This is a genomic window from Brevibacillus sp. B_LB10_24 (genome assembly GCF_046036945.1).
Lineage (GTDB): Bacteria > Bacillota > Bacilli > Brevibacillales > Brevibacillaceae > Brevibacillus_C.
Map to the genome: position 1 here is coordinate 1 of NZ_JBJQOQ010000015.1, position 25,250 is coordinate 25,250.

The window sequence follows — 25,250 nt, forward strand, 5'->3', positions numbered from 1 at the left end:
ATTCGCGATTACAGGCATAGAGTCGCTCGATATCTCGTTTTGAGGTATGAAACCGTACGATTTGAGCACGAATCATGGAAACACCCCTTATCAAGAACATTTGTTCTATATTCTATTATACCACACATACGTTCTTGTTTAGGGAATATTTCCGCATCAAAATGACGAGAACAAATACACGCTTCCCTGCCTATCTCCAGCGAAGAGGTTCGGGAATGGCGTCATTCATCTCCCATCTGCTTCGCTGAGGAAGGAGACTTCTGACGCAAGTTGTTAAATCACCTCCAAAAAAGAATGCGATTACATTTGCATAATGTNAAATGACGAGAACAAATACACGCTTCCCTGCCTATCTCCAGCGAAGAGGTTCGGGAATGGCGTCATTCATCTCCCATCTGCTTCGCTGAGGAAGGAGACTTCTGACGCAAGTTGTTAAATCACCTCCAAAAAAGAATGCGATTACATTTGCATAATGTAACAATGTTTACTATGGAATTAAATGATATAAGTCTGTTTACTTTTCCCCATGCGTCCGGAGAAACCTGGTAAAATCGCAAACGGTTTGGGAATTCCCTGCATACATATAACCATCATGGAAAGCGGGGGAACAAACATCATGATCGAAATCTCTTCATCGCCTGTCGATTCGGCAGCGCTTAAAAGTGAGCTGCGTTTGAACAGACTGCAGGCCAGGATCGTCGACCGTATGGCGGCAAGCCGGACCACATTCTCCTACGATTCTCTCCAACAGCTCCAATTTGAATTGACGCTAAGAAATAACATCGTGAATGCTGCCGTTGCCTTAAATGACAGCGGTGCCGCCTTTACCTCCTATGCCGAATCGCGATGCAACCCGGTGTATTGGCACCGCACCGAATACGGAGGATTCCAGCTCCGCGACGGAGTAAGGCCATCGGATGCGATCCGGGATATCTTCACCCATGGTTCCAGGTATGCATTCGAGTGCTCGACCGCAATGGTCATCTTACTGTATCGAGCCGTGCTTTCAACTAACGGCGCTGAGTCGTTTGACCGGTTGTTCCCGGATATCCTGTTATACGATTGGCAGTATGGGAACAACTTGAAGGTAACGGTACTGACAACAGCAGAAACGGAAGTCCTCCCGGGAGATATCGTGTATTTCGACAACCCTGACTACGATCCGGAGACCCCGGAATGGCAGGGGGAAAACGCTGTATTTTTCGGCCGCAATACCTATTATGGACACGGGATCGGCATTACCAGCGCAGAAGAAATCATCGATTCGCTCAATGACCAGAGAAGGCCGGGGGCGACACGTTCGGCTTATCTGCTCGACGAGGTCATTCGCCCTGATTTTGTCTTTTTGTCCCAGCACGCCACCAGCGCGGCGGCTCAATCCCCCCTGGTTCGACAGACCCAGTATGAACGAATCGGCGTGCAGATTGGATCGACCTATTTGGAATTGTGAAACTATGCTGTCCTTTCATCTGCCGGCTTATTATATAATAAAATCACGACCAAGCCCGCCACCCTGTCATCCAGGCAGAGGTGACGGAAAGCGAATGCGAAGCAAGGGGCGTGAGTTCATTTGATGATGTCAAAAGAGGGCTGCACTCTTTATCCGATGATCGTTCCTACACCCTACAGCCTGCAGTCTTTTAATTTTTATCTGATAGAGGAAGCCGGTTCCCTGTCGCTGCTCGATGCCGGCATCGACACGGAACCGTGCTGGGAGCAATTCATCCAGACGTTGCATCAAAACGGCTTTTCCGTACATGACCTGGATCGGATCATCCTCACCCATAACCACCAGGATCACATCGGTTTGATCAATCGCATTTCTGCCGTGAAAGAAATGCCCGTCTATGCCCATCCGGAGTCGATTCACCGGCTGAAACGGGACAAGGCGTTCTTCTCGCTGCGGGTAGAATTTTTCCGGCAGCTGTACCGGGAGATGGGGTGCGGCGAAACCGGGGAACTGCAGGTGCAAAAATTGGAAAAGGCCGTGCGGGACAATGAGAAAGATAAAATCCAGGCCAACGTCACTCCGCTATCGGGAACAGATCCTATCGCAGGCTTGCAGCCCATCGAAACACCCGGCCATTCTCCCGATCATTTGGTGTTTCTCGATTCGAAGAGAAAGTGGCTGTTTTCCGGCGATCACCTGATCAGCCATATTTCCAGCAACGCGCTTGTCGAACCCGACCGGGAAGGCAGGCGGATCCTCACCCTGTGTCAATACGTCGATTCGCTTCGCAGCTGCATGGCATTGGATGCGGATACGCTGTTTCCCGGACACGGCACGTTCATTCGCAACCATCAAGAGCTCATTGTCAAAAGATTGAGCCGAATCGAGGAGAAGGCAGCGAAAATCCGGAGTATGCTCGAATCCGGAATGACAACAGCGAGCGAGCTGGCTCAAGCCTACTATCAGGATAAATACCACAGCCAGTTTGCCCTGGTCATGTCGGAAATCATCGGTCTGCTGGATTATATGGAGGTCCGGCATACTGTCCAAAAAGAGCTCAAACACGGTGTCTGGCACTACTATGCCGCTGGGCAAAAGGAATGAGCCTCCCCTGCGAGACACCGCGTCATTGTCGAAGCCGCACCGGAAACTTTGCTATAATCAATAATAGAAATAAAACAAAAACAACAGGAGTATAGGGAGACTATGTATAGAATTGGAGTTGTCGGGCCGCCTCCATCCATTGAGCGAATCCTTGACGTTGCCAACGAGTTTGAACACGACGAAATAGAGTTTGTCCCCTTTCCGTATGAAGACGCGAAAGAAGTAAGCGGCATCGTCCAAGAGCACAACCCGGAATTCAACGGGTGGTTTTTTTCCGGACCGATTCCGTTTACGATTGCTCGCAAGGTCCTGAATTCGGAAGCCAATTGTGTGTACTGTCCCCCTACGGGCTCCAACCTGTACAGGTGTTTTTTGCAAATGGCTTTCGAGCATGACATCGTGGTGAGAAGGGTCTCCGTCGACATGATCGAGTCTGAGGGAGAGCACCTGCGGGAAGCATTTGCCGAATTGGAGATTCCGCCGGAAGAAACCTATGTGCGGACATTTGACGAACATTACGATCCCCAGTCCATCGCGCAATTCCACCTTCGACTGTGGCGGGAGGGAAAAACCCAGGGGGCTTTTACGACGCTGCTCTCCGTCTATCGCGCCCTGCAGCAGGAAGGCGTTCCCGTGTATCGGGTGCTGATGACCAAAATGGAAATCAGGCAGGCGATGAAAATCGTCATCGAGAAGGCGCGCAGCTCTTACTTCAAGGATTCGCAGATCGGCGTGGAAATCATCGAGATCGAACAATTTGACAAGATAGCGGAACAGTCAAACGCGCGCTACCATCTGCAGCATTTGGAGTTGAAGATCAAGCAGACCTTGCTGCTTCTCTGCGAAAAACTGGATGGTTCCTTGCTGGACAACGGAAATGGGCGCTACCAGATATTCAGCTCCCGCGGCGCGATTGAACGGGAAATCGATGAGCTCCGCCAAACTGTTCAACTGCTGTCCCTTGAGGCCGACGTCTCTGTTGCGGTAGGGATCGGATTTGGCGAGACTGCATTTTCAGCGGAAAGCCATGCGCGAAGGGCGCTGCAGCATGCGAAGGACAAGCCTGAATTCGGGATTGTGATCGTGCAGGATGACGGCATCATCATTGAATACGCAGGCGGGTTCGACCAGTTAACCTACGCCTATCGCTCCAGCGACAAAGGCTTGCTCGAGAAATTAAACAAGGTCAATGTCAGCATCAAAACGTACAAGAGAATCGAAGCATTGGTGCACCGGATGGGCTGGAACTCGTTTACCACCTCTGACATCGCCTCTCACCTCACCATGACTGTGCGAAATGCGCAGCGGATCATGGGAAGCCTTTGCGAGTGCGGATTGGCCGAGTTGAAAGGGGAAGAACTCCAGTCGCTTCGCGGCAGGCCCAAAAAAATGTACAGATTAATCAAAAAGGAACATTCGTAAACACCCAAACGGTTTTGGGTGTTTTTTCTAGTTTTCTTAAAATAACAACTGTATTGAAATTAGGTTAACGTCCCTATATAATTTATTTAACGAAAATTTCTCTTTATATTCGTTTAATTGGATTTTAAAGAGATTAACATTCCCGAAAGAAAGGAGCTTGCCGGAAACACAGGATTTATTGAAAATTCTTTCGTGATTTAAGTAAGGGCTTACATGGAAACGCCGACCGCGAATTCCCTTTTTGCGGCGAAGCCCCAGCAGATGCAGCCAAACAGAAAGAAGATGGTATTGAACAAAAGAATTGCCCAAGGGGGATTGCAATGAGCGCGAAACAAATGGATACACAACAAGAGCAGCGGATCCAGGCAACAGGAATTTTAAAATGGGTCGAGAGGATCGGAAACAAGCTTCCCAATCCCTTCATGCTCTTTCTTTACTTAATTGCCTTTTTAATGCTTTTGACAGCGATCTTATCCATTTTCAATGTTGCAGCGATTGATCCGATCAAAAACGAACAAGTCCATGTAAAAAACCTGCTCAGCCAGGAAGGTCTGCAATGGCTTTTGCCTAACATCATCAAAAACTTCTCCTCCTTCCTGCCGCTGGGGTCCATCTTGACCCTGATGCTCGGTGTAGGCTTGGCAGAAAAGGTGGGCCTGCTGGAGACCGTCATCCGCAAAATGTCTTTACGCGTCAGTGCGAAATACGCCAGTTATCTCGTTGCGTTCATCGCATTCTTCAGCCACGTTTCATCCGATGCGGCATTCGTCATTATGCCTCCCCTTGGCGCGCTGATCTTCCTTGCCGTAGGACGCCATCCCGTAGCTGGCTTGCTTGCCGCCATTGCCGGTGTCGGCTCAGGATTTACCGCGAATATCCTCATCGTCACGACGGATGTTCTGCTCTCGGGAATCAGTTCGGAGATCTCCAAATCGGTTGATCCGAATGTGACGGTAAGCGTACTGGACAACTGGTTCTTCATGGCTACTTCCGTCTTCCTGCTTTCAGCGATTATCGGCTTCATCACAGACAAGTTCATCGAACCGAAGCTGGGCAAGTATCAAGGCAGTACCGATAAAAAATTGGAAGATTTGACACCCGTGCAGAAGAAAGGCCTGCGGGCGGCAGGTATTGCAGCACTCGTGTTTATTGCCATCCTGGCAGCTTTGGTAGTACCGGAGAACGGCATTCTTCGCGATCCAAAGACCGGGACCATCGTTCCCTCTCCATTCATCTCGGGAATCGTCCCTGTTATCCTGCTCTTCTTTTTCACGGTTTCGATCGCCTATGGGATCACCGTGGGAGCGATTAAGAAGCAGAACGACATCCCAGCCCTGTTAACAGATCCGATCAAAGGCATGGCCGGTTTTATCGTGATGGTCTTCCCGCTTTCCCAGTTTGTAGCGATGTTCAACTGGAGCAACATGGGAAGCTTCCTCGCCCTGTTTATCACCGACCTGCTGGAAAAATTGAACATGTCGGGCGCGCCTGTATTTGTCGGATTGATGTTCCTGTCTGCATTTCTCTGTATGTTCATCGCCAGCGGCTCTGCGATCTGGTCCTTGCTCGCACCCGTATTTGTTCCGATGTTCATGGCGCTTGGCTATCATCCTGCCTTTGCGCAAATCGCGTTCCGTGTTGCTGACTCTTCCGTCATCCCGTTCGCGATCATTTCACCGTTTATTCCGCTATTCTTGAACTTTTTGCAGGAGTACCAGAAAGATGCCAAATTAGGGACGTACTATTCCTTGATTTTGCCTTACCCCATCGCCATCTTCATTATTTGGACGCTCCTGCTGGTTGTCTGGTATTTCCTGGGTCTGCCGATCGGTCCTGGTGTATATCCCAAAATGTAGCCCTCTGTAGACATCACTGAAAAAACCTTCGTTGGGAGATGACGTAGTTTTGGATATTATTTCGTTGCGCAGAGACTTTCACATGCATCCCGAAGTAGGATTTACTGAATTTCGCACCGCCTCCAAAGTGGTAGAGATCTTGACTTCTCTCGGCTATGAGGTCATCTATGGCAAAGACGCAATGGACGGCCCCTCCCGCCGCGGGCTGCCGACAGAAGAAGTGCTGGAAGCAGCTTACGCGCGAGCCTTGCGGGACGGGGCAAATCCCGCCATCGTTGAACAGATGAGGGGCGGGTATACGGCGGTCATCGGCATCTTGAAGGGAAAAGCAGCCGGCCCTACCGTCGCTTTCCGCTTCGACATGGATGCCCTCCCTGTTCCCGAGAGCGCAGATGCCGACCACTTCCCGCAATCGGCAGGGTTCCGCTCCGTGTATGAAGGCAATATGCATGCCTGCGCCCATGACGGCCATACCTCAATCGGGCTGGGGCTGGCGGAACAACTGGCGGACGGGGATTTTGCCGGAACCGTGAAGCTGATCTTCCAACCCGCCGAAGAAGGCGTGCGCGGGGCCTATTCCATCGTACAAAAAGGGATGCTGGACGATGTCGACTACATTTTTTGCCACCATCTCGGAACCAATCTTCCCTTGGGCGAGATCCACGGCGCGTCTTCCGGATTCCTGGCTACGACGAAACTGGCCGTTCATTTTCACGGGGTCTCTTCCCATGCCGGGGCTACTCCGGAAAAAGGGCGGAACGCCTTGCTGGGAGCCGCTACCGCCCTGTTGAACATTCATGCGGTCCCGCGATTCAGTTCGGGTTCTACCCGCGTCAATGTTGGGGTCCTGGAAGGAGGCACCGCGGCCAACATCATCCCTTCCTATGCCAAAATGATCGTGGAGACGCGTTCGGTGACCGAAGAAGTGAACCGTGACCTGGAGCAGCGGGTACGCAACATCATTGCCCACAGCGCAGCCATGCACGAGCTGGAGCATGAAATCGAGGTCATCGGCGCCGCCATCCCGATTGATAACGACAAGGAGCTGGCTGAACTGGCGATCGAGGAGGCCAAACAGGTCGAAGGCTTTACCACATTCCAGATTGATGCTGCCAATTCCATGGGAAGCGAGGATGCCAGCTTCCTGATCCGGCGAGTGCAGGAGCGCGGCGGAAAAGGAACGTATATGGCCATCGGCACGGATATCCCTGCCCCCCATCACCATCCCAAGTTTGATATTCAGGAGGAGATCCTGCCGCGGGCTGTCCAACTGCTGCACCGCATTGCCAGACGTATGCTGAAGTGATGCCTTCAACGGACTGTAAAAAGAAAGGAAGTAATCAAGCATGCATGGAAAACGAATTTCGGAAATGATTGAGCAGAAGCGTGACCTTTTTATCCAGGTGAGCGATCAGATCTGGGAGTATGCGGAGACCCGCTTTGAGGAATTTCGTTCCGCCGAGCTCCTCTGCAAGACACTGGAGGCCGAAGGGTTTTCGGTTGAGCGAGGAGTCGGCGGGATCGAGACGGCTTTTATCGGAAGCTTCGGAAGCGGAACTCCGGTCGTCGCCATCCTGGGTGAATTCGATGCCTTGTCCGGTATGAGCCAAAAGCGCGGCTGTGCCAAGGAAGAGCCGCTTGTGCCAGGCGCAAACGGACACGGATGCGGCCACAATCTGCTCGGGACTGGGTCATTGGCCGCCGCGGTAGCCGTCAAGCAGTACATGGAGGAAAACAACATCTCCGGGACGGTCCGCTACTACGGCTGCCCAGGCGAGGAAGGCGGTTCCGGCAAAACCTTCATGGCCAGAGAAGGGCTGTTCGATGACGTCGACTTTGCCCTCTGCTGGCATCCGATGGGTTACAATGCGATCATGGCTGTCGACTCCCTCGCCAATTACCAGGTGTACTTCCGGTTTAAAGGGAAAAGCGCTCACGCAGCGGCCAGCCCGCACCTGGGACGAAGCGCCCTCGATGCCGTGGAGCTGATGAACATCGGCGTGAACTACCTGCGGGAACACATCATTACCGATGCGCGAGTCCACTACGCCATCACCAATGCGGGCGGCCACTCCCCCAACGTAGTGCAGGCCAATGCAGAAGTGCTGTACCTGGTGCGGGCCCCCAAGGTACCCCAGGTGCAGGAAATATACGAGCGGGTCTGCAAGATTGCCCAAGGGGCTGCGCTCATGACGGAGACCGAACTGGAAATCGTCTTCGACAAAGCCTGCTCCAACCTGGTGCAGAACAAGACCATCGAATCGGTCATGTACAAAAACTTCCAGGGATTGGGTGTTCCGGTGTTTGACGAAACGGAACTGCAGCTGGCCAAAGAAGTTCGCGCTACGCTTACCGAACAGGAAAGACGCACATCGGTAAAAGCGTCGCCGGATGCCCCCGACATGGATATGGTCGATTGGCTGATGCCTTACACGGGCGATCCGATTCCGCTGAACGGTTCCACAGATGTAGGCGACGTCAGCTGGATCACCCCTACAGCTCAATGCAATACAGCCTGCTTTGTCAACGGCTCGACGCTTCACTCCTGGCAATGGGTCACCCTTGGCGGCACCTCCATCGGCCATAAAGGGATGCTGCACGCCGGCAAAGTCATGGCGGCTACCGCAATCGACATGTTAAACCATCCGGAGCTGATCGAACAAGCCAAAAGCGAGCTGAGACAGCGGCTGGGCAGCGAAACATACAAAAATCCTATTCCGGCAGGCGTCAAGCCTTCCGTGAAGAAGTAGCAAACGGGCAGGGGCTGCGTAAAAGCAGCCCCTTTTTTGCGTTCTGCTTACCTGGAGTTGATCAAAAAATTCACATGTACTTGATTTATCTGATTAAATGTTGAATTTATCTTCTTAATAATTGACATTTTTGTGAACAAGATGCGATAATATGTAGAAAGGAGCTGAACGAACATGGACTCGAAAGGGAAAATGATAAAGTCTGTAAACTTTATTGGCATCACGGTTCTTACATTAGGTATTATTCTTTTCTTACTCGGTTTTTTTGAAAACGGTTACTCCCTGTTAACTTCGATTGGCATCGGTACGGTAATTGGAGCTGTCTTCATCTTTCTCATCGGCATGTTTTTTGTCGCGACGGAAGAGATGCTGGAGAAGACAAAAAAAGGAGCGCCGCTGTAGACGCTCCTCTTTTTTATCGGCTTACAAGTAGCCCCAGATCATGCAAAGCAACGTTCCGAAAATCGTGACCAAGGCAATGAATATTCCATAGTAAACATTCGTGTAGATGGCCCCTTTATCCTTCGTTTCACCAGCGTGCATAAACACGACAAGCTGAAGGCCTGCCTGTACGAATGCTGTTACGAGAAGAATGGTCATGCCGACCGCAAATGACAAGTCAAAGAAGTAAACTCCAAGCGCCACCGCGGTAAGGAGCAGCGAAAACAGAAAGCCCAGTACTTGTTTGCGCGGGAACAGTTCGCTCATCCCTACATCATTCCTTTCAGGTAGATGAAACTGAAGATGAAGATCCAAACGACGTCCAGGAAATGCCAGTAAAGCGAGAAAATGAATGATTTATTGGCTGTTTCAGGGGTCAAGCCGCGTTTTTTCACTTGCAGCATGATGAACAATCCCCAGAATATCCCCAAGGTAACGTGCGCTCCGTGCGTACCCAGCGTCGTCAGCAGAATCGATGTGAATGCGCTGGTCTGCAGGCCTGCACCAATGTGTACATAGTGAGCGAACTCCGATATTTCCACAGCCAGGAATCCGGCGCCAAGCAACAGGGTGACGGCAAAGAATAACAGCATCGCTTTCTTGTTGCCGAGGCGCATGGCATGTACGCCAAGGCCGATGGTAAAGCTGCTCGTTAACAGTACGATCGTTTCCAGCAACACCGGTGTGATTTCGAAGATATCGGCGCCGGCTGGGCCGTTGCCGGTGCGATTCACCAACGTGAAGTAGGAAGCGAAAAGCGTGGCAAAAAGCATAATCTCGGCGCCAAGGAAAATCCAGAAGCCCAACACCTTTAAGCGATTTTCTTCGGTACTGTATTCAAGCGGCAGCGAGTGATCTATTTTCATTAGCTAACACCCCGCAATTTCGTCTCTGTTTCCTCAATTTTTTCAACGGAAATGTAATGGCCATGATCCTGTTCGAAGGAACGGAGAGCCATACAAGCAAAGATCCCGATGGTCGTGATGATGAGCGGAATCCACATGCTGAAGATAAATGAAAAGCCCCAGGCGAAGAAGATACAGCCCATGATAAATGGCACACCGCTGTTATTTGGCATATGAATTTTCTCGTATTTGCCTGGGAATAAGTCATGCCCATTTTTCTTCGCATCCCAGAATGCTTCAATGGAATTGACTTGCGGTACTACGGCAAAGTTGTATGCTGGCACCGGACTGTGCGTAGCCCACTCCAGCGTGCGGGCATCCCATGGATCCGAACCGATATCTCTTGAAGCGTAACGAATGCTGTAGTAGATGTTGTACACGATCAAAACAAATCCTGCCGCGAGTACAAGCGCTCCGATGAATGAAATCATATTCCACATGCCAAATCCGGTTGATGCCGAGTACGTGTACATCCGGCGCGTTTGCCCATCCAAACCGGAGAAGAACATCGGCATGAATGCCAGGAGTGTGCCGATTGCGATCATCCAAGCCGTGATTTTCCCGATTCTTTCATTCAGCATGAACCCGAACATCTTTGGCCAGTAGTAGGTGAGACCGGCCAGCATCGCAAATACAACACCCGGAATAATCACCATGTGGAAGTGAGCCACCAGGAACATCGTATTGTGGTATTGGTAGTCGGCAGCAGACATCCCGAGCATCACCCCGGTCACCCCGCCGATCGTGAACAGCGGAATGAACAGCATGGCGTAAAGCATCGGAGTGGTAATCACGATTTTTCCCTTCCACAGCGTGAACAGCCAGTTGAAGATCTTCACCCCTGTTGGAACGGCAATCGCCATGGTCGTGATCGAGAAGATGCTGTTCGCTACGGCTCCCTGGCCCATGGTAAAGAAATGGTGCGCCCAGACCAGGAACGAGAAGAGCGAGATGACCACCATCGAGGCAACCATCGATTTGTAGCCGTAGAGGTTGCGCCGCGCAAAGGTTGAGATCACTTCACTGTAAATACCGAATGCCGGCAAGATCAAGATATACACTTCGGGATGGCCCCATACCCAGAACAAGTTGGCCCAGAGCATATCCATGCCGCCATTCGTTGTTGTAAAGAAGTTCGCCCCAAACAGCCGGTCAAACGTCCCCATCGCAAGCGCCACCGTCAACACGGGAAAAGCGAACACGATGATCACGTTGGTAATGAGAGAAGACCATGTAAACATCGGCATTTTCATCAAAGTCATGCCAGGCGCTCTCATTTTCAGAATGGTGGTGATGAAGTTAATACCCGTCATCAAGGAACCGATACCGGCGATCTGGATCGCAATCATGTAGTAATTTGTTCCGACAGATTTGCTGAATTCATTGCCTGCAAGCGGGAAATAAGACGTCCAACCTGCATCGGGAGAACCGCCAACCACGAAAGAGATGTTGAACAGCATGGCCCCCATGAAAAACAGCCAGAAACTTAACGCATTCAAACGGGGGAACGCTACATCGCGAGCGCCAATCTGCAGCGGAACGACGAAGTTCATCAAGGCCATAATAAACGGCATGGCCATAAAGATGATCATCACGACCCCGTGTGTTGTAAAAATTTCATTATAGTGCTGGGCATCCAGCAGCGTGTTGTCCGGCACGGCGAGCTGGGCGCGCATCATAATCGCATCTGCCCCGCCGCGGAAAAGCATCAGCAAAGCGGAGATCAGGTACATGATGCCGATGCGTTTGTGGTCCACGGTTGTCAGCCATTCACGCCAGAGATAACCCCATTTTTTAAAATAAGTCAAGCCCGCAACGATTGCGATCACCGTTAAACCGATGGCAACCATCGACGCGTAAATAGCAGGATTTGGATGAGGTATGGCAAACCGGTCAAAAAAACCCATCTTGTGCGTCTCCTTTCAGAAAACCTAATTGCTTGCCGAGTAAACCGATGTTATACATGCGATGAAAATTAATGATGATCGTGGTTTGATTCTCCTTGCTCCGTATGTTCACCGGCATCGCTTGACTCATGATCATGTCCAGCCTGTTCACCGGCATCGCTTGACCCATGATGATGTCCGCCATGTTCACCTTCCGGAGCCGGCATAAACGCTAAATGGGTACCCGTGTACGTGGATTGGCCAACGTGACCAGGCTCTAACAGCTCCTTGAATTTTTCTTCCGTGAGAGGTGCCGCAGTCGTTTTCACTTCTTTCACCCATTTATCAAATTCATCCGGTGACACCGCTTTTACGTTGAACGTATTTTCAGCGAACCCTTCTCCGCTGAAGTTTGCATTTCGCCCCATGTATTCCCCGGGGACGTCAGCTGCCAGGTATAACGTGTTCACCATGTCGCTCATTGCGTACTTTTGTCCGCCAAGCTGCGGAATCCAGAAGCTGGTGATGGGACCGTAGGAATAAAGCTTAAACTCCAGCGGTCGATTCGTTGGAATGTACAGGTAGTTAACGGTCTCGATATTTTCCTCCGGATAGCTGAAATGCCACTTCCAATTGGAGGAGGAAGCGTAAACCACCAATGGCTTTTGATCCTCGTAGCCTTTTGGCATTGCCTCTACTTTATTGTTGCTTTGCACCGAAACAACTGAAAGGAAGGTGACGATGATAACAGGAATCCCGATACAGATCGCTTCGACAACCTTGCTGCCTTCAATGTGCGGAGGTTCATAATCTGCAGGCTGTTTCGATGCGCGGTATTTGATTAGCATAAAGGCCAATAAAGCGAAAACAGCAATCACGATAAACGACATGATCCCGATAGACAGCATAATGTCTTTGGCTTGCGTTTGCGCTTGAGGACCTTTCGGGTCTAATACCAGTAATGGTTCACAACCGGTCAGTACCGTCATGACAGCCAGAGCAATGCTTATTAAAGCCCATTTCCTTTTCATACAGCTTCCCCTTTCAATTGCTCTTGGAAAGTGAAAAAATTCACAATCATTCTTGCTTGAAGTAAGAGAATTCATGGAACATGCGGGTGTTTTTTTATTGGAATGTTACATTCATGATAACATCGCCATTCATGCGCTCACTGTCCACTTTGTTACGGAATGACGGCTAAATCGTGTCGAAATTGAGAAGGTAACGAACTGGAATCTTGAATTTGTAAAAAGAGGTTTGTCCTACTAGTTGAATGTCCCAGAGCTATAAATCCCGTTGTTTTACGCTAAGGAAAGGAATGGACCCTCTCCCCGTAAAACCGAGGAGAGGGTCCGTTTATTGAAAGAAATTAAACTCAAACACGCTCTTGCCTAACACGTGATTGAGCGGGATAAACCCGATGTCTCGGCTGTCCCTGCTGTTGTTGCGGTTGTCCCCCATGACGAAAATATGGTTTTCCGGAACAACCCATTCCCCGTCGGCCACAAAATCCATCGTCTCCTTGATATAGGGCTCTTCTAGGGCTTGGCCGTTGCGGTACACTTTGTGATCCTTAAACTCCAAAACATCCCCGGGCCTGCCGATCACCCTTTTTATATAAAGGAAGTGGTTTTCTGTCTTCTGAAACAGACCGAACAACGGATTCTCCAATAAGTCATCCTTGAAAGTACGCTGTCGATCCACGCGGCTGTCGATGACGACGATATCGCCGTAGTCGGGAAGATAGGAAAAAGTATGGGAAAGCTTTGATACAATGACCCGTTCCTGATCATGCAAGGTAGGGTCCATCGAATGGCCTTCCACTTTGAAAGGTTGGAATACAAATATGCCGATAAACAGAGCGAGTATGACAGCTATCCCCAAAGAGCGGATCCAGCTCCACACCTCTTTTATAATATTCACCAGATTCCCTGCCTCTCCATGTCAGATACGAACCATTATACCACAGCCTGGATTGGCAGGGACAATGACAATGCCATGACACCGGGTAACCCGCTATCATGGCATTGGTTGCAGGCTGGCCCCTGCCGCTTACGCATTCCAGCTGTATTTGTACTGCGGATCCTCGACCGCCTGTGCCTGTTTGACGACGTGCAGGGGACGGAAGGTATCGAGCATGACGGCGAGCTCCTGCGTCTCCTTTTTGCCGATGCTCGCTTCTACCTTGCCCGGGTGGGGACCGTGGGGGATTCCGCACGGATGAAGGGTCAGCGAGCCTTCGCTGATGCCCTTGCGGCTCATGAAATTCCCCTTCACATAGTAGAGCACCTCATCGCTGTCCACGTTGCTGTGGTAATAAGGCGTGGGGATCGCCTCCGGGTGGTAGTCGTACATGCGCGGGACGAACGAACAAATCACCAGATTGTTCGCCTCGAACGTCTGATGAATCGGCGGCGGCATGTGAATCCGTCCGGTAATCGGCTCAAAATCGCCAATATTAAAAATCCAGGGGTAGAGGTAACCGTCCCAGCCCACGACGTCGAGCGGATGATGGTTGAACAAGTGGGAATGCAGGAACCCTCTTGACTTGGTGCGAACCTCGTACTCCCCTTGGTCCGTGTGGGTCTCCAGTACTTCCGGTCCGCGAATATCCCGCTCACAGAAAGGACTGTGCTCCAGAAGCTGTCCGTGATGATTCCGGTAGCGCTTCGGGGTCGTGATCCAGCTCGTCGTCTCGATCACGAGAAACTTCGCTTCCCCCGGATCCGGCACGATCCGGTAGATCGTCCCTACCGGCATGACGATGTAATCCCCGGGCTGGTAGCGCAAGGTTCCGAACATCGTCTCCGCCTTGCCTGTTCCGGCATGGACAAACAACACCTCGTCGCCGTCGCTGTTTCGGTAAAAATAGTCCATCGGCCGGTCAGGCCGGGCCACGGCGATCTGCACGTCATCATTTCCGAGCAAATACTGCCTGCCTTCGACAGCATCCCCGGGCTCCACAAATGGATGGGTAAAAAAGTGCCGATGGCAAAGATCGGCCTGCTCTTCATAGACTGGCCGGCAGTCCTTGAGCAGCGCAGAGTGTACGATCCGGGTCGGCGGATTGTGGTGATACAGGATCGATTGGATGCCGGAAAATCCTTTCGTGCCCATGACTTGTTCCCGATACAAAGTGCCGTCCTGCTTGCGGAAAATCGTATGCCGCTTCCGCGGGATTTCCCCCATCTGACGATAAAATGGCATGTAGAACCCTCCTTCGTGCTTACTTCTCCCTTCGCGCCGGCAATACCCGGCCCGTTACGCTGCCAAATCCAATGCGGTAGCCATCGCCCTGGCACCAGCCGCTCATCGTCACCTTGTCGCCATCCTCCAGCCAGACGCGCTGCTCCCCATCTCCCAGCTGAAGCGGTTCCGCACCGCGCCAGGTCAGCTCCAACAAGCAGCCTCTCGATGATTTTTCCGCGCCGCTGACCGTTCCCGATGCCAAGAGGTCACCCGGGCGCAGGTTGCACCCTCCGACGGTGTGGTGGGCGATTTGCTGTGCCATGCTCCAATAGAGGTAACGGAAGTTGCTCGTACAGATCCGCTGCGGCTCAGCCATCTGCCCGCCTTGGAGATCGACAGCCAGTTGGATGTCGAACGATCCCGCCCCTGTTTGCCGCAAATAGGGCAGCGGCTCGGGATCCTGGGGCGGCCCTTGGACGCGAAACGGCTCCAATGCCTCGAGCGGCACCACCCAGGGGGAGATGGATGTAGCGAAGTTCTTGGCGAGAAACGGGCCGAGAGGCTGGTACTCCCACGCCTGGATATCCCTTGCGCTCCAGTCATTGACGAGCACGAGCCCAAAGATATGCTCCTCGGCGCGATCGATCGGGATCGGTTCACCCGGTTCATTGCCCGGTCCGATCAGCCAGCCGACCTCCAGTTCAAAATCAAGCTGGCGGCATGGTCCGAAGGTCGGACGTACTTCATCGGGCCGCTTCATCTGCCCTAGCGGCCGCCGGACATCCGTGCCGCTCACTACGACAGAACTGGCTCGGCCGTGGTAGCCGACAGGCAGATTCACCCAGTTTGGCATCAACGCGTTCTCTTTGCCGCGAAACATGATCCCGACATTTGTCGCATGGTCCTTGGAAGCGTAGAAGTCCGTATAGTCGCCAATTTGTGCAGGCAGGAGCATCTCCACCTCGCTTTGCAAGCGGATGGCCTCAGCCCTCAGCGCATCGTTGTCGCGCAAGGCGGGTTCCTCATCGCTGAGCAGCTGCTGAATCCTCGCTCGCGCCTCCCGCCAGACGGGCCGCCCCAAAGCCATGAAGGCATTGAGCGAAGATTGCCCGAACACCTTCCTGCCCGCCAGGGACGTGTCCTCAAAAAAACCGGCCAGCTCCAGTACAGAAAGATCCAGTACGCAGTCGCCGATCGCGACGCCGACGCGGGGGCTGCCGCCGCTCTTCGGCCGAAACACCCCGTAAGGCAAATTCTGAATGGGAAAGTGGGAATCCGCCGCTGTCTCGATAAATGAACGCTCCACTGTATCTCCTCCTTCTAAAATATATGCAAGGCCCGCAAATCGTCACGCGGCTCGTCAAAGCTGCAGGTGCCGTAGGAACGCAGCATGGAGGCACGCAGCCGGGCGATGGCGGGGACAGAGAGCGAAATCCCCCGCCAGGCCAATCCATCGGCAGTAAAAGAGAAGCTGGCGGAATCTTCGTCGGCCAGGATTTGCTCGATCAGCTCCTCAGGCGCATTCCGCTCATGGGCCAGCAGTCCGGCTGTAAATACATTGACAAAGCCGTGCATGCGGGTGCCCACTTCGGCACGATACATCCGGATCGGATGGTGCAGCCCGGCGGTAAATTTCAACGGAATCCTGCGGTCGCGACAGCCTGCAAGGACGAAGGCCAGCTCCGCCGGCGAGGGAAAGGCAGCAGCGTGAAGACCGCCGGTCCGAAACTTGAGGCCGATGGTGATGGTTCCGCCCTTGCTGGCATTGTACGCTGCAATCGCATCCAGGGCGGCCGTCATCTGCCGCCTCCAGTCCGCAGCAAAAGGGTATGCGGCTTCGCAAAACAGCTCCAGCCCATGCCGCTGCGCCTCTGCCGCAATCGTCTCCAGCAGCCCGTTAGCGGGCGGGGCAGCCGGGGGAAGCGGCAGTTCCAGGACGCCGATGTCTGCGATGTCCGCGTACCGCTGGCAAAAGTCTTGAATCTGCGTCAGGTCTTTACGCAGTCCTGCCAGGCATTCCGCCTCATCCTCACTCTTCCGCCCCAAGGCAGCACAGCTCAAAGGACGCTCTGCTAAAAACAGCGACAGATGCGGTTCCAGCTCGTTCAACCGTGCCGCCGGGACGATAAAGCGCCCCAGCATCCAGGCGTCATCGCTCTCTTGGTAAGCAGCGTAGCGGCGGATCGACTCCTCGAGCGGCAGACTGGCGGGCGGAAACAGCCCCGCGTAATCGAACAGACCTTCCAAAAACCTGTCTAGACTGCCCAATCTCACTTCACTCACTCCTTTCGCTTGAGTCCTTGTTGCATGTGTATGAGTTCGGCTGCCAAATTCTTCATACGCTCTTTTACCTCTGCGTCGATGATTGTATTTTCCCGGTTGAAATGATCCGTATGGGCGTACACATAGCTGGGAGCGACAAAGGCGCGGAAGTAACCGGCGATCGGCTTTGCCTGGTTTTCGATGACCAGATAGTGCTGATAGGTTCCGCCATTGGCCGCAAAGCCCATCACTTTGTGGCGAAACACGGAAGGGGGAACGAGATCAAACACGTTTTTTAACGGAGCCGGGATGGACCCGTTAAAGACCGGAAAGCCAATCAGATAAAAATCCGCGTCTGTCACCTCGGCGATCACCATCCTGGTGTCGTCGTTGTATTGAGCGGGATCTCTTCCATCGCAAAACTGCAGCTCGCAGCCGCGCAAATCCAGCATGCGCGCTTCTACGTCAGGGGCGATTTGCCGGGCCTCTTGCAGGATCTGCTCTACCAGGCTCGCAGTTTTTGCCCCCAGAATGGTGCCGGAAATCCCCAGCAGCTTCATCCTCCATCACTCCTTTTGCGGTTTAGACGACAGATTCTTCCTTGGCCTGTTCCCGAAAAGCGGGCATCACTTCGCGGGCAACCAGCTCCATGGACTTCAGCACCTGTTCATGCGGCAGTCCGCCGAAGTTCATCAACATCATGATATGATCGCAGCCGGCTTCTTTGTATTTTTTCAGCCTGCGGATGACATCTTCGGGCGTGCCGATCAGCAGCTGCTCGCGGGCTTCCAGATCCTCATACTGAGCCCCTTTTCCGTATTGGCGGGTTTCCAGATACAGATTCACATGGGGCTTGGCGATTCGCTCCGCCGCTTCTAAAGTCTCCGCTACAAACGTATGGACGGCAAGCGGTGTATTGATCTTTCGCTCGTCATGCCCCGCTTCCAGATACGCCGTCCGGTAATCGCTGATGACCTGGCGAAGCTCCTCGATGCTGTTGCTGGAGACGTAGGGCACGCCCATGATGTTGTAGCCCATCTTCCCGACGTACTGGGCTCCCTGTGACCGCAGGGCGCCGATCCAGAGCGGGACCTGCTTCTGTTTGGGGATGACCTGCAGCTTGATATCGGTGAACTGGTAGTACTCTCCTTGATGCGAGAATGTCTCGCCCGTCCAGGCCTTTTCGATCACGGCCAGGGCATCGTTGAAGCGGAAGGCCTTGTCTTTGCCTTCGACGTTGAATCCGGCGAATTCATGGGGCAGGTAGCCGCTTCCCAGCCCCAGATTCAACCGCCCGTCACTCAGCACGTCCACCAAGGCGTAGTCCTCGGCCACCTGTATCGGATTATGAAAGACCAGAGAGACGATCGACACACCCAGCCGGATTCTCTTTGTCCGCTCGGCTGCAGCCGTCAGCAGGATATGCGGCGACGTCAGGATGCCATACTCGCTGAAATGGTGTTCCGCAAACCAGACGGATTCGTATCCGAGGCGATCGGCCTCCACAGTCTGCTCCAGTACCTCCTGCAGCAGCTTGGCAGGCGTGCGGTCAAACTTTGCCTGGTAGTTGTCAAATACGGTAAACAGTCCAAATTTCATCGCGTTTGTCCTCCTAGATCTTATGAGATGTAATTTATTTCCAAAAGGAAAAACCAGCGCGCCAAATGGCCTTAAAAGGGCTCTTTGAGCGGCTGGTTGATACCTACTACCTGAAGAGAAGGAGCGCTTCTCCCCCGTAGATAACTCAGCAGGGAACTATTTCATTTCGCAATAGCGATCATAGGCTTGCTGCAGCGCATAGAGAATTGCGCCCTGACCGGGGACCAGCATGGTCGACTTCAGCTTCTCCTTTGCTTCGCCAAGGCCATTTTTGACGCTCATCCCTCGCAATTGATGACTGACAAACTCATTTGTCATGTCCATCACGAAGGAAAAGGATATATCCTCGATGATATCCGTGTCGCGGTTAATCACCATGACACAGCCAACCAGTTTATACACTTCATACATAGAGGTCCCTTTCGGTATTTCCGCAAAGCCGGCAACCAGTACCGTGTTTTCTGCCAATGGAGCAGCCCCCTCTCGTTAGTGTCCGCTTAAATAGGCCGCCCGGATTCGATCGTCGTGCATCAGTTGATCAGGATTGCCCGCCATTTTGATCCTGCCGTTTTCCAAGACGTAAGCGTAATCAGCGATTCTCATGGCCGCCCGCGCATTCTGCTCTACGAGGAGGATGTTCATCCCCATCTGCTTCAACTGGTACAGCTTGTCGAAGATTTCCTCGACAATCATCGGAGCGAGACCTAAAGACGGTTCATCAAGCATCAGTACCTCCGGATGGGACATCAGTCCGCGGGCGATCGCCAGCATCTGCTGTTCGCCTCCGCTCAAGGTGCCGGACAGCTGCTTGCGCCTTTCCTTCAGTACCGGGAACAGCTGATACATTTTTTCTACGTCTTCGGCAACCTGCTGCTGGCCATGCCTGCTGCAGTAGGCTCCAAGGCGCAAGCTTTCCTCCACGGTCAGCTCCGGGAACATCCCCCTGCGCTCGGGCACGAGGTTGATCCCCTGCCTGGCCAGCTGCTCCGCCGGGATGCCGGTAATGTCTTTGCCCTGGCACGTGACCCTTCCCGCCTTTGCCGGATACAGCCCGGCGATCGTACCGAGCAGTGTCGACTTCCCCGCCCCATTGGCCCCGATGATGACGGCAAGTTCTCCTTTATACAGACGCAGCGCAACTCCCTTGAGGGCGTGTATGTCACCGCGGAGGGCGTGCAGGTCGTCTGCTTGCAGGACGGGCTGCTCCTGTTCGGTGCGGCTTTTTCTCGCGTATTCCCGCTGGACGTCGCGGCCGAGGTAGGCCTCGATGACGCGTTCGTCCCGGCTGATCTCCTCGGGAGTTCCTTCCGCAATTTTGCTGCCAAACTCGAGGACGATGATCTTGTCGGACACCTCCATGACGGTAGCGAGATCGTGTTCGATCAGAAAGATGCTGAGCCCTTCGGCCTTCAAACGCCTGATCAGTTCGACCATCCCCGCCACTTCTTCGCGGCTCATCCCGGCCATCGGTTCATCGAGAAGCAGCAGCTTCGGCTCCAAAGCCAAGGCGCGGGCCACCTCCAACAGGCGCTGTTCGCCAAAGGACAAATCCTTGGCAGGGTGATCTGCCAGATGAGCGAGGCCGACCAAGGAGAGCTTTTCCATGGCAGCCCTTTTGGCTTCCGCCTCCGCCTTTTGCACGGAAGCAAACCTGAGCATCGACGGGAGCATGCTGGGTGTCCGCGTTTTGGGCAGAGCGACCATGACGTTTTCAACGACTGATAAATTATGGAAAATTTGCAGGTTTTGAAACGTCCTGGCAATCCCTAACGCAGCGATCTGATGCGGCTTCAGATTGTCGATTTTCCGCCCGAGGAACCGCACCTCCCCCGCATCCGGCGTGTACATCCCGGTAATGCAGTTAAACGTGGAGGTTTTCCCTGCGCCATTTGGGCCGATGAGAGAAACGACTCGGCCAGGCTCTACCTGAAACGTATTGTCGTTGACCGCCACCACGCCGCCGAATCGCTTGGTTACCTTTTCAAATTCAAGCAGACAAGTGCTCATGGGGTTTCACCTCTTCGTCTGGCTTTGGCGCTGCGGAAGATGCCGATAATCCCGTTCGGCATGTAGATCATCATCAGCACCAGCAATAGTCCAAAGAAGATGACTTCGATCGAGCCGCCGGAGCTGGCCTGCCCGATCAACAGCGGAACGTATTCCCTGAGCAGTTCGACCAACAGCGTGACGACCAGCACGCCCACCATCGCTCCCCAGACGGAAACCAGCCCGCCCAGTACGGCCATCACCACAAACTTGATCGACATGTCGAAATGAAACACGGCCGGGCTGATAAAGCCCATGTAACAGGCGTAAAGCCCTCCGCTCAAACCGGCAAACATCCCGCTGATCACAAAAGCCTGCAGACGGTACCGGCCGGTATCAATCCCCATCGCTTCCGAAGCGGCCTGACTGGCGTGCATCGAACGAAGATTCCGGCCCCAGCCGGACTTGACCAGGTTGCTGCACAAGATCAAACAGACGATAGCCGCGATCCACACGAAGACAAACCAGGCGGCATCGCCCGAAACCTGGAGCGGGCCTGCCTGCAGGCCGGGAATTCCGATCAAACCGGAAGACCCGCCGGTCCACTCCGTCTCTTCGATCAGGACGATGTTGACGACGATGCCAAAGCCGAGAGTGGCCAGCGAAAAATAATGTCCCTGCAAATTTCTCGTAATCAGCCCCAAGCCGAAAGCGATCAAGCCGGATACGATCACCGCCAGCGGAATGCCCAGCAAAGGAGAAATCCCCAGCTGAACCGCTCCTGTGCCGGTAACGTAGGCGCCGATGCCCCAGAATGCTGCCCCGGCCAGCGATACCAGGCCGGCAAACCCCATCAACAGCGTAATCCCGACTGTCGCGATACAGTAGATTCCCATGATCACAAACACACTGGTCAGATAGCTGCCTAACAGGAGCGGCCCTGCGAACAGAACCGGCAGCAGCAGGAGCAGCCAAAGCCACGCCCGGCTTCTGATGCGCATCGGATGGGTCGGTTTTGTCTGTTCCAGCATTTTTTCCATGTTAGATTGGCCCACCTCTCTTACACCCGTTTCCCGCTTCTTGCACCAAGGATCCCCTGCGGCCTGAAGATGAGCACCAAGAGAAGGATCAGAAAGGCGATCGCATCCTTGTACCCGGATGAGACCAACCCTGCTCCGAGCGATTCCAGGACACCGAGCAGCACGCCGCCCGCGACAGCCCCCGGTATGCTGACCAACCCTCCCAGCACCGCCGCGACAAATCCTTTCAAGCCGATCATCAGGCCCATGTCATAGGTAGCCAGAGAGACCGGAGCGACCGACACGCCGACTGCCCCCGCCAGTCCCGCCCCCAGGACAAAGGACAAGAGGGCCATCCGATTCGGGGAAATCCCCATCAGCCGGCTTACCTCCCGGTTCATCATGCAGGCCCTGAGCGCCGAACCCATCGCCGTCCGCTCGAAGAAAACAAACAGCGCCAGCATACAGATCAGGGCGATCCCTCCGATGAAGAAATCCTGCCGGGGAATCACCGCACCGAGGAAGCTGACCGGCTCTCCCGCCATGAACGGCGGAAGGGTCAAGGGACTGCTCCCCCACAGCAGCTGGGAAAGTCCCCGCAGTGTCGTCGACAGCCCGATCGTGATGATGATCAGGACGACATCGCTGCTGTGCCTGGCAGGATACAGGGCCAGCCTCTGCACGATGCCCCCGACCGCTGCCGAGACAAGGATCGCGGCGATGCAGGCAATCCACAGCGGTGCACCGGCGGAAGTCATCGCAGCCCCCGACATGGCGGCCACCATGACAAACTCCCCCTGGGCGAAGTTGATCACGCCGTTGACGTTGTAGATCGTAACGAATCCCACTGCAATCAGCGCATAGATTCCGCCTACGGTCAGGCCGGAAAACAACAATTGGACCAAATCTGAACTCATCCTACCTTCTCCTCGTTATTTCGCCATTTCCCATCGGCCGCCTTTTACCTGGATGATGATCACATCCTCCGGCTTCAACCCCTGATGATCGTCAGGGCTGAGATTGAAGACGCCCGTCGTGCCGACCAGGTTTTGAATCTTCTCCATGTTTTCCCGGATCGTCTCCCGGTTTACCTGGTCTCCCGCCATCTCGATCGCTTTGGCCAAAAGCAGCATCGTATCGTAGGCCATCCCGTCGATCGGGCTGACACCCGTCTTAAACTTGGATTCAAAATCCTTGACGTACTTCGTAAGCAGCTCTTTTTGCGGATCGCTGTCTGCCAGCTGATCGGCCACCCATACCTTTCCGGAAGCCATGTACGTTCCCTCCGCTGCCTCAGATCCCGCCAGTTCCACAAAGGCGTTGGACCCGGCCCCGGCACCATAGATCAGCATGGAATCCAGCTTCAACTCCCAGAAATTGCGGTTTACGATCGAAGCGGAAGGGGGTATTGCCCAGACGACCACCGCGTCCGGATTTTTTGCTTTGATCTTAGTCAGTTGGGGCTTCATATCCTTGTCGCCCCCGCCGAATTTCTCTTCTGCCACGATGTTGAGCCCAAATTCTTTGGCAACCGCTTCAAACGCCTTTCTGCCGTCTTCTCCATAGGCGTTGTTCATCGACATAAACGCCACATTGGTCTTCCCCTTCTCCTTCAAAAACGCGGCGATGCTGTGTGCATTGTTATTGTTGTTGACCGGCGTCTTGAAGATATACGGGCGCTCGCTGGCCGGCTCCACGATCCCGTCACCGGAGCCGACGGACACCAGCGTTACCTTCTGCTGATTCATATACGGCACGATCGGCATCGTCGTCGGAGTCGTCCCGCCGCCGATCACGGCCAATACCTTGTCCTGCTCTACCAGCTTCTTCGTCACCACGAGAGATTGCGTTTCACTAGACTCGTTGTCATAGACGACCAGTTCAATGGGAACGCCGTTAATGCCGCCTTTCTGATTCAGCTCTTCTACCAGCATCTCTACCGCATTTTTCTGCGGCACGCCCCATACCGAGGAACCTCCCGTCAGCTCCAGATTGATCCCGATCTTATAGCTGGCCGGCTTCTCTGTTTTTCCGGTTGATTGGGTGCCTGTGCCTGATCCTGAGCCGCTCTCCCCGGCTCCTCCAGCCGCCGATCCGCCTGAACCAGGCTGGGTGCCGGAGCAAGCCGCCAAACTGAACGATAGAATACATACCATGAGTACCGCCAAAGCAAAGCGCATTCTTTTCAACACAATCCCCCCATATTTGTTTTAGAAAATGAAAAAACCAGCAGAACAGAAGAGAAGAAGCGAGAACAAGCCAAATAGGCCGTTCACTTTCCTGTCTTCCATCCCGCTGGTTGTGTATCTACTTCACCCAGGTCGGGCTCCTGTCCCTTCCTGCATAGATAGTCCAGCTTTACTATTCACGCTTATGATTATATTATAAAAACTCGGATTATTGCAAGCGCTTTTATTAGAGATTAATATTGAACCATCTCGCAATACCGTTCATGCGCGACCCGCAGGGACTGAATGATGGCACGCTGCGCCGGGGCCAGGAAACGCTCCTCTATCTCCTGGACGATCTCGTCTACCCCATTCCGCACCGATCTCCCCCTCACCAGCGAACAGATAAATTCATTGGTGACATCCATGATAAACGTAAAAGAAACATCCAGGATCAGATCCGTATCCCTGTCGATAATCAAGACACAGCCGACCGTTTTTTGCACTTCGTATAGAGTCGTGCCTTTCGGGAGTTGGGCGAAGCCAGCTACGAGAACAGATCGCGGGTTGTTTTTCCAGTCCATATTCTACCATCCTTTATTACTGGTCAGAGTTTCTGAGATGATTTTACTCATTATTAGGATGTTTGTGAATACGTATCACAGCTTAATCTGTGGAACAGACTTTTCCGCTTCGTCGATGTGAAAGAACGGTTCCTGCTGAAAGCCGAACATGCCTGCAAACAGATTGGTCGGAAAGCTCATGACCGCCGTGTTGAATGCTTCGACACTGTCGTTGTAAAACTGTCTCGCAAAGCGGATTTTGTCCTCGATCGAAGTCAGCTGCTGCTTTAAGTAGAGGAAGTTTTCATTCGCTTTCAGGTCGGGGTAGCTTTCCGCTACCATCAATAATCTGCTTAAAATTCCGCTGATTTCGCCGCTGACTGCAGCCTTGTCCTGAACCGACCCCGCGGAGACATATTTCGTTCTCAGCTCGGTCACGCGGGTAAGCGTTTCTTTTTCATGCGCCGCATATCCTTTGACTGTTTCAGTCAAATTGGGGATCAGGTCGAACCTGGTTTTCAAGACGACATCCACCTGCGACCAACTGCTGCGAACCCGGTTTTTAAGCAAGATCAGGCGGTTGTAAGAGAGTATGATCCACAAGAACAACAGAATGACGATTCCGATCGTAATATACAAACCCATTTGCA

The 25,250-nt window shown here is 53.2% G+C and carries 24 protein-coding genes; 7 read left to right on the forward strand and 17 right to left on the reverse strand.

What is annotated here, in order from left to right; genetic code table 11:
• Positions 1–616: 616 nt before the first annotated feature.
• The 7 genes from ACI7RC_RS14805 (at position 617) to ACI7RC_RS14835 (ending at position 8,984) form a co-directional block, all read left to right on the forward strand.
• The gene (locus ACI7RC_RS14805; protein ID WP_408109000.1) at positions 617–1,450 is read left to right on the forward strand and encodes a protein-glutamine gamma-glutamyltransferase; all 834 of its coding nucleotides are present in this window, start codon (positions 617–619) and stop codon (positions 1,448–1,450) included.
• A gap of 123 nt (positions 1,451–1,573) precedes the next feature.
• The gene (locus tag ACI7RC_RS14810; protein WP_408109001.1) at positions 1,574–2,554 is read left to right on the forward strand and encodes an MBL fold metallo-hydrolase; all 981 of its coding nucleotides are present in this window, start codon (positions 1,574–1,576) and stop codon (positions 2,552–2,554) included.
• 102 nt (positions 2,555–2,656) lie between these two features.
• On the forward strand, positions 2,657–3,976 hold the full coding sequence (locus tag ACI7RC_RS14815) for a hypothetical protein (protein ID WP_408109002.1): 1,320 nt from the start codon (positions 2,657–2,659) through the stop codon (positions 3,974–3,976).
• 320 nt (positions 3,977–4,296) lie between these two features.
• Positions 4,297–5,832 carry an AbgT family transporter gene (locus ACI7RC_RS14820; protein ID WP_408109003.1) on the forward strand — a complete coding sequence of 512 codons (1,536 nt, stop codon included), beginning with the start codon at positions 4,297–4,299 and terminating at the stop codon, positions 5,830–5,832.
• A gap of 49 nt (positions 5,833–5,881) precedes the next feature.
• Complete coding sequence (locus tag ACI7RC_RS14825) at positions 5,882–7,138, forward strand: amidohydrolase (RefSeq protein WP_408109004.1); 1,257 nt, start codon at positions 5,882–5,884, stop codon at positions 7,136–7,138.
• A gap of 40 nt (positions 7,139–7,178) precedes the next feature.
• Entirely contained in the window at positions 7,179–8,582 is a 1,404-nt protein-coding gene (locus ACI7RC_RS14830; RefSeq protein ID WP_408109005.1) for a M20 family metallopeptidase, read from the forward strand.
• Positions 8,583–8,756: 174 nt separating this feature from the next.
• Complete coding sequence (locus ACI7RC_RS14835) at positions 8,757–8,984, forward strand: hypothetical protein (protein WP_408109006.1); 228 nt, start codon at positions 8,757–8,759, stop codon at positions 8,982–8,984.
• A 21-nt stretch (positions 8,985–9,005) separates the two neighbouring features.
• On the opposite strand, the gene qoxD is transcribed toward ACI7RC_RS14835, so the two are convergent.
• The 17 genes from qoxD to ACI7RC_RS14920 all read right to left on the reverse strand — a co-directional run bounded on the left by qoxD (position 9,006) and on the right by ACI7RC_RS14920 (position 25,245).
• A complete protein-coding gene (gene qoxD / locus ACI7RC_RS14840; protein WP_408109007.1) occupies positions 9,006–9,290 on the reverse strand; it encodes a cytochrome aa3 quinol oxidase subunit IV in 285 nt (94 codons plus the stop codon).
• A 2-nt stretch (positions 9,291–9,292) separates the two neighbouring features.
• The gene (gene qoxC / locus ACI7RC_RS14845; RefSeq protein WP_408109008.1) at positions 9,293–9,889 is read right to left on the reverse strand and encodes a cytochrome aa3 quinol oxidase subunit III; all 597 of its coding nucleotides are present in this window, start codon (positions 9,887–9,889) and stop codon (positions 9,293–9,295) included.
• Entirely contained in the window at positions 9,889–11,835 is a 1,947-nt protein-coding gene (gene qoxB, locus ACI7RC_RS14850; RefSeq protein ID WP_408109009.1) for a cytochrome aa3 quinol oxidase subunit I, read from the reverse strand. Before qoxB ends, qoxC begins: the two co-directional genes overlap by 1 nt.
• A 68-nt stretch (positions 11,836–11,903) precedes the next feature.
• Positions 11,904–12,845 carry a cytochrome aa3 quinol oxidase subunit II gene (qoxA, locus tag ACI7RC_RS14855; RefSeq protein WP_408109010.1) on the reverse strand — a complete coding sequence of 314 codons (942 nt, stop codon included), beginning with the start codon at positions 12,843–12,845 and terminating at the stop codon, positions 11,904–11,906.
• 325 nt (positions 12,846–13,170) lie between these two features.
• The gene (lepB, locus tag ACI7RC_RS14860; RefSeq protein WP_408109104.1) at positions 13,171–13,728 is read right to left on the reverse strand and encodes a signal peptidase I; all 558 of its coding nucleotides are present in this window, start codon (positions 13,726–13,728) and stop codon (positions 13,171–13,173) included.
• A gap of 138 nt (positions 13,729–13,866) precedes the next feature.
• Positions 13,867–15,021, reverse strand: coding sequence for a homogentisate 1,2-dioxygenase (locus ACI7RC_RS14865; protein WP_408109011.1), 1,155 nt, complete (start codon positions 15,019–15,021; stop codon positions 13,867–13,869).
• Positions 15,022–15,040: 19 nt separating this feature from the next.
• Entirely contained in the window at positions 15,041–16,309 is a 1,269-nt protein-coding gene (gene fahA, locus ACI7RC_RS14870) for a fumarylacetoacetase (RefSeq protein ID WP_408109012.1), read from the reverse strand.
• 14 nt (positions 16,310–16,323) lie between these two features.
• Entirely contained in the window at positions 16,324–17,277 is a 954-nt protein-coding gene (locus ACI7RC_RS14875) for a hypothetical protein (protein ID WP_408109013.1), read from the reverse strand.
• Positions 17,278–17,282: 5 nt separating this feature from the next.
• A complete protein-coding gene (locus ACI7RC_RS14880; protein WP_408109014.1) occupies positions 17,283–17,825 on the reverse strand; it encodes an NADPH-dependent FMN reductase in 543 nt (180 codons plus the stop codon).
• Positions 17,826–17,847: 22 nt separating this feature from the next.
• Positions 17,848–18,864, reverse strand: a complete 1,017-nt coding sequence (locus tag ACI7RC_RS14885) for an LLM class flavin-dependent oxidoreductase (protein WP_408109015.1) — start codon at positions 18,862–18,864, stop codon at positions 17,848–17,850.
• 156 nt (positions 18,865–19,020) lie between these two features.
• Complete coding sequence (locus tag ACI7RC_RS14890; protein ID WP_408109016.1) at positions 19,021–19,332, reverse strand: DUF3870 domain-containing protein; 312 nt, start codon at positions 19,330–19,332, stop codon at positions 19,021–19,023.
• Positions 19,333–19,350: 18 nt separating this feature from the next.
• A complete protein-coding gene (locus tag ACI7RC_RS14895; protein WP_408109017.1) occupies positions 19,351–20,871 on the reverse strand; it encodes an ATP-binding cassette domain-containing protein in 1,521 nt (506 codons plus the stop codon).
• Entirely contained in the window at positions 20,868–21,890 is a 1,023-nt protein-coding gene (locus ACI7RC_RS14900; RefSeq protein WP_408109018.1) for a branched-chain amino acid ABC transporter permease, read from the reverse strand. The genes ACI7RC_RS14895 and ACI7RC_RS14900 overlap by 4 nt, the downstream gene beginning before the upstream one ends.
• Positions 21,891–21,910: 20 nt before the next feature.
• The gene (locus tag ACI7RC_RS14905) at positions 21,911–22,786 is read right to left on the reverse strand and encodes a branched-chain amino acid ABC transporter permease (RefSeq protein ID WP_408109019.1); all 876 of its coding nucleotides are present in this window, start codon (positions 22,784–22,786) and stop codon (positions 21,911–21,913) included.
• A 15-nt stretch (positions 22,787–22,801) separates the two neighbouring features.
• On the reverse strand, positions 22,802–24,049 hold the full coding sequence (locus ACI7RC_RS14910) for an ABC transporter substrate-binding protein (protein WP_408109105.1): 1,248 nt from the start codon (positions 24,047–24,049) through the stop codon (positions 22,802–22,804).
• Positions 24,050–24,291: 242 nt separating this feature from the next.
• Positions 24,292–24,621 (reverse strand): DUF3870 domain-containing protein, encoded by a 330-nt coding sequence (locus ACI7RC_RS14915; RefSeq protein WP_408109020.1) that lies wholly within the window; start codon positions 24,619–24,621, stop codon positions 24,292–24,294.
• Positions 24,622–24,696: 75 nt separating this feature from the next.
• Positions 24,697–25,245, reverse strand: coding sequence for a LemA family protein (locus ACI7RC_RS14920; protein WP_408109021.1), 549 nt, complete (start codon positions 25,243–25,245; stop codon positions 24,697–24,699).
• Positions 25,246–25,250: the final 5 nt, after the last annotated feature.

Bases quoted from the DNA above. Each gene is read 5' to 3' on its own strand.
- ACI7RC_RS14805 (WP_408109000.1), top strand. From the start codon at position 617: ATGATCGAAATCTCTTCATCGCCTGTCGATTCGGCAGCGCTTAAAAGT.
- ACI7RC_RS14810 (WP_408109001.1), top strand. From the start codon at position 1,574: ATGATGTCAAAAGAGGGCTGCACTCTTTATCCGATGATCGTTCCTACA.
- ACI7RC_RS14815 (WP_408109002.1), top strand. From the start codon at position 2,657: ATGTATAGAATTGGAGTTGTCGGGCCGCCTCCATCCATTGAGCGAATC.
- ACI7RC_RS14820 (WP_408109003.1), top strand. From the start codon at position 4,297: ATGAGCGCGAAACAAATGGATACACAACAAGAGCAGCGGATCCAGGCA.
- ACI7RC_RS14830 (WP_408109005.1), top strand. From the start codon at position 7,179: ATGCATGGAAAACGAATTTCGGAAATGATTGAGCAGAAGCGTGACCTT.
- ACI7RC_RS14835 (WP_408109006.1), top strand. From the start codon at position 8,757: ATGGACTCGAAAGGGAAAATGATAAAGTCTGTAAACTTTATTGGCATC.
- qoxD (WP_408109007.1), bottom strand. From the start codon at position 9,290: ATGAGCGAACTGTTCCCGCGCAAACAAGTACTGGGCTTTCTGTTTTCG.
- qoxC (WP_408109008.1), bottom strand. From the start codon at position 9,889: ATGAAAATAGATCACTCGCTGCCGCTTGAATACAGTACCGAAGAAAAT.
- qoxB (WP_408109009.1), bottom strand. From the start codon at position 11,835: ATGGGTTTTTTTGACCGGTTTGCCATACCTCATCCAAATCCTGCTATT.
- qoxA (WP_408109010.1), bottom strand. From the start codon at position 12,845: ATGAAAAGGAAATGGGCTTTAATAAGCATTGCTCTGGCTGTCATGACG.
- ACI7RC_RS14865 (WP_408109011.1), bottom strand. From the start codon at position 15,021: ATGCCATTTTATCGTCAGATGGGGGAAATCCCGCGGAAGCGGCATACG.
- ACI7RC_RS14880 (WP_408109014.1), bottom strand. From the start codon at position 17,825: ATGAAGCTGCTGGGGATTTCCGGCACCATTCTGGGGGCAAAAACTGCG.
- ACI7RC_RS14885 (WP_408109015.1), bottom strand. From the start codon at position 18,864: ATGAAATTTGGACTGTTTACCGTATTTGACAACTACCAGGCAAAGTTT.
- ACI7RC_RS14895 (WP_408109017.1), bottom strand. From the start codon at position 20,871: ATGAGCACTTGTCTGCTTGAATTTGAAAAGGTAACCAAGCGATTCGGC.
- ACI7RC_RS14900 (WP_408109018.1), bottom strand. From the start codon at position 21,890: ATGGAAAAAATGCTGGAACAGACAAAACCGACCCATCCGATGCGCATC.
- ACI7RC_RS14905 (WP_408109019.1), bottom strand. From the start codon at position 22,786: ATGAGTTCAGATTTGGTCCAATTGTTGTTTTCCGGCCTGACCGTAGGC.
- ACI7RC_RS14910 (WP_408109105.1), bottom strand. From the start codon at position 24,049: ATGCGCTTTGCTTTGGCGGTACTCATGGTATGTATTCTATCGTTCAGT.
- ACI7RC_RS14915 (WP_408109020.1), bottom strand. From the start codon at position 24,621: ATGGACTGGAAAAACAACCCGCGATCTGTTCTCGTAGCTGGCTTCGCC.
- ACI7RC_RS14920 (WP_408109021.1), bottom strand. From the start codon at position 25,245: ATGGGTTTGTATATTACGATCGGAATCGTCATTCTGTTGTTCTTGTGG.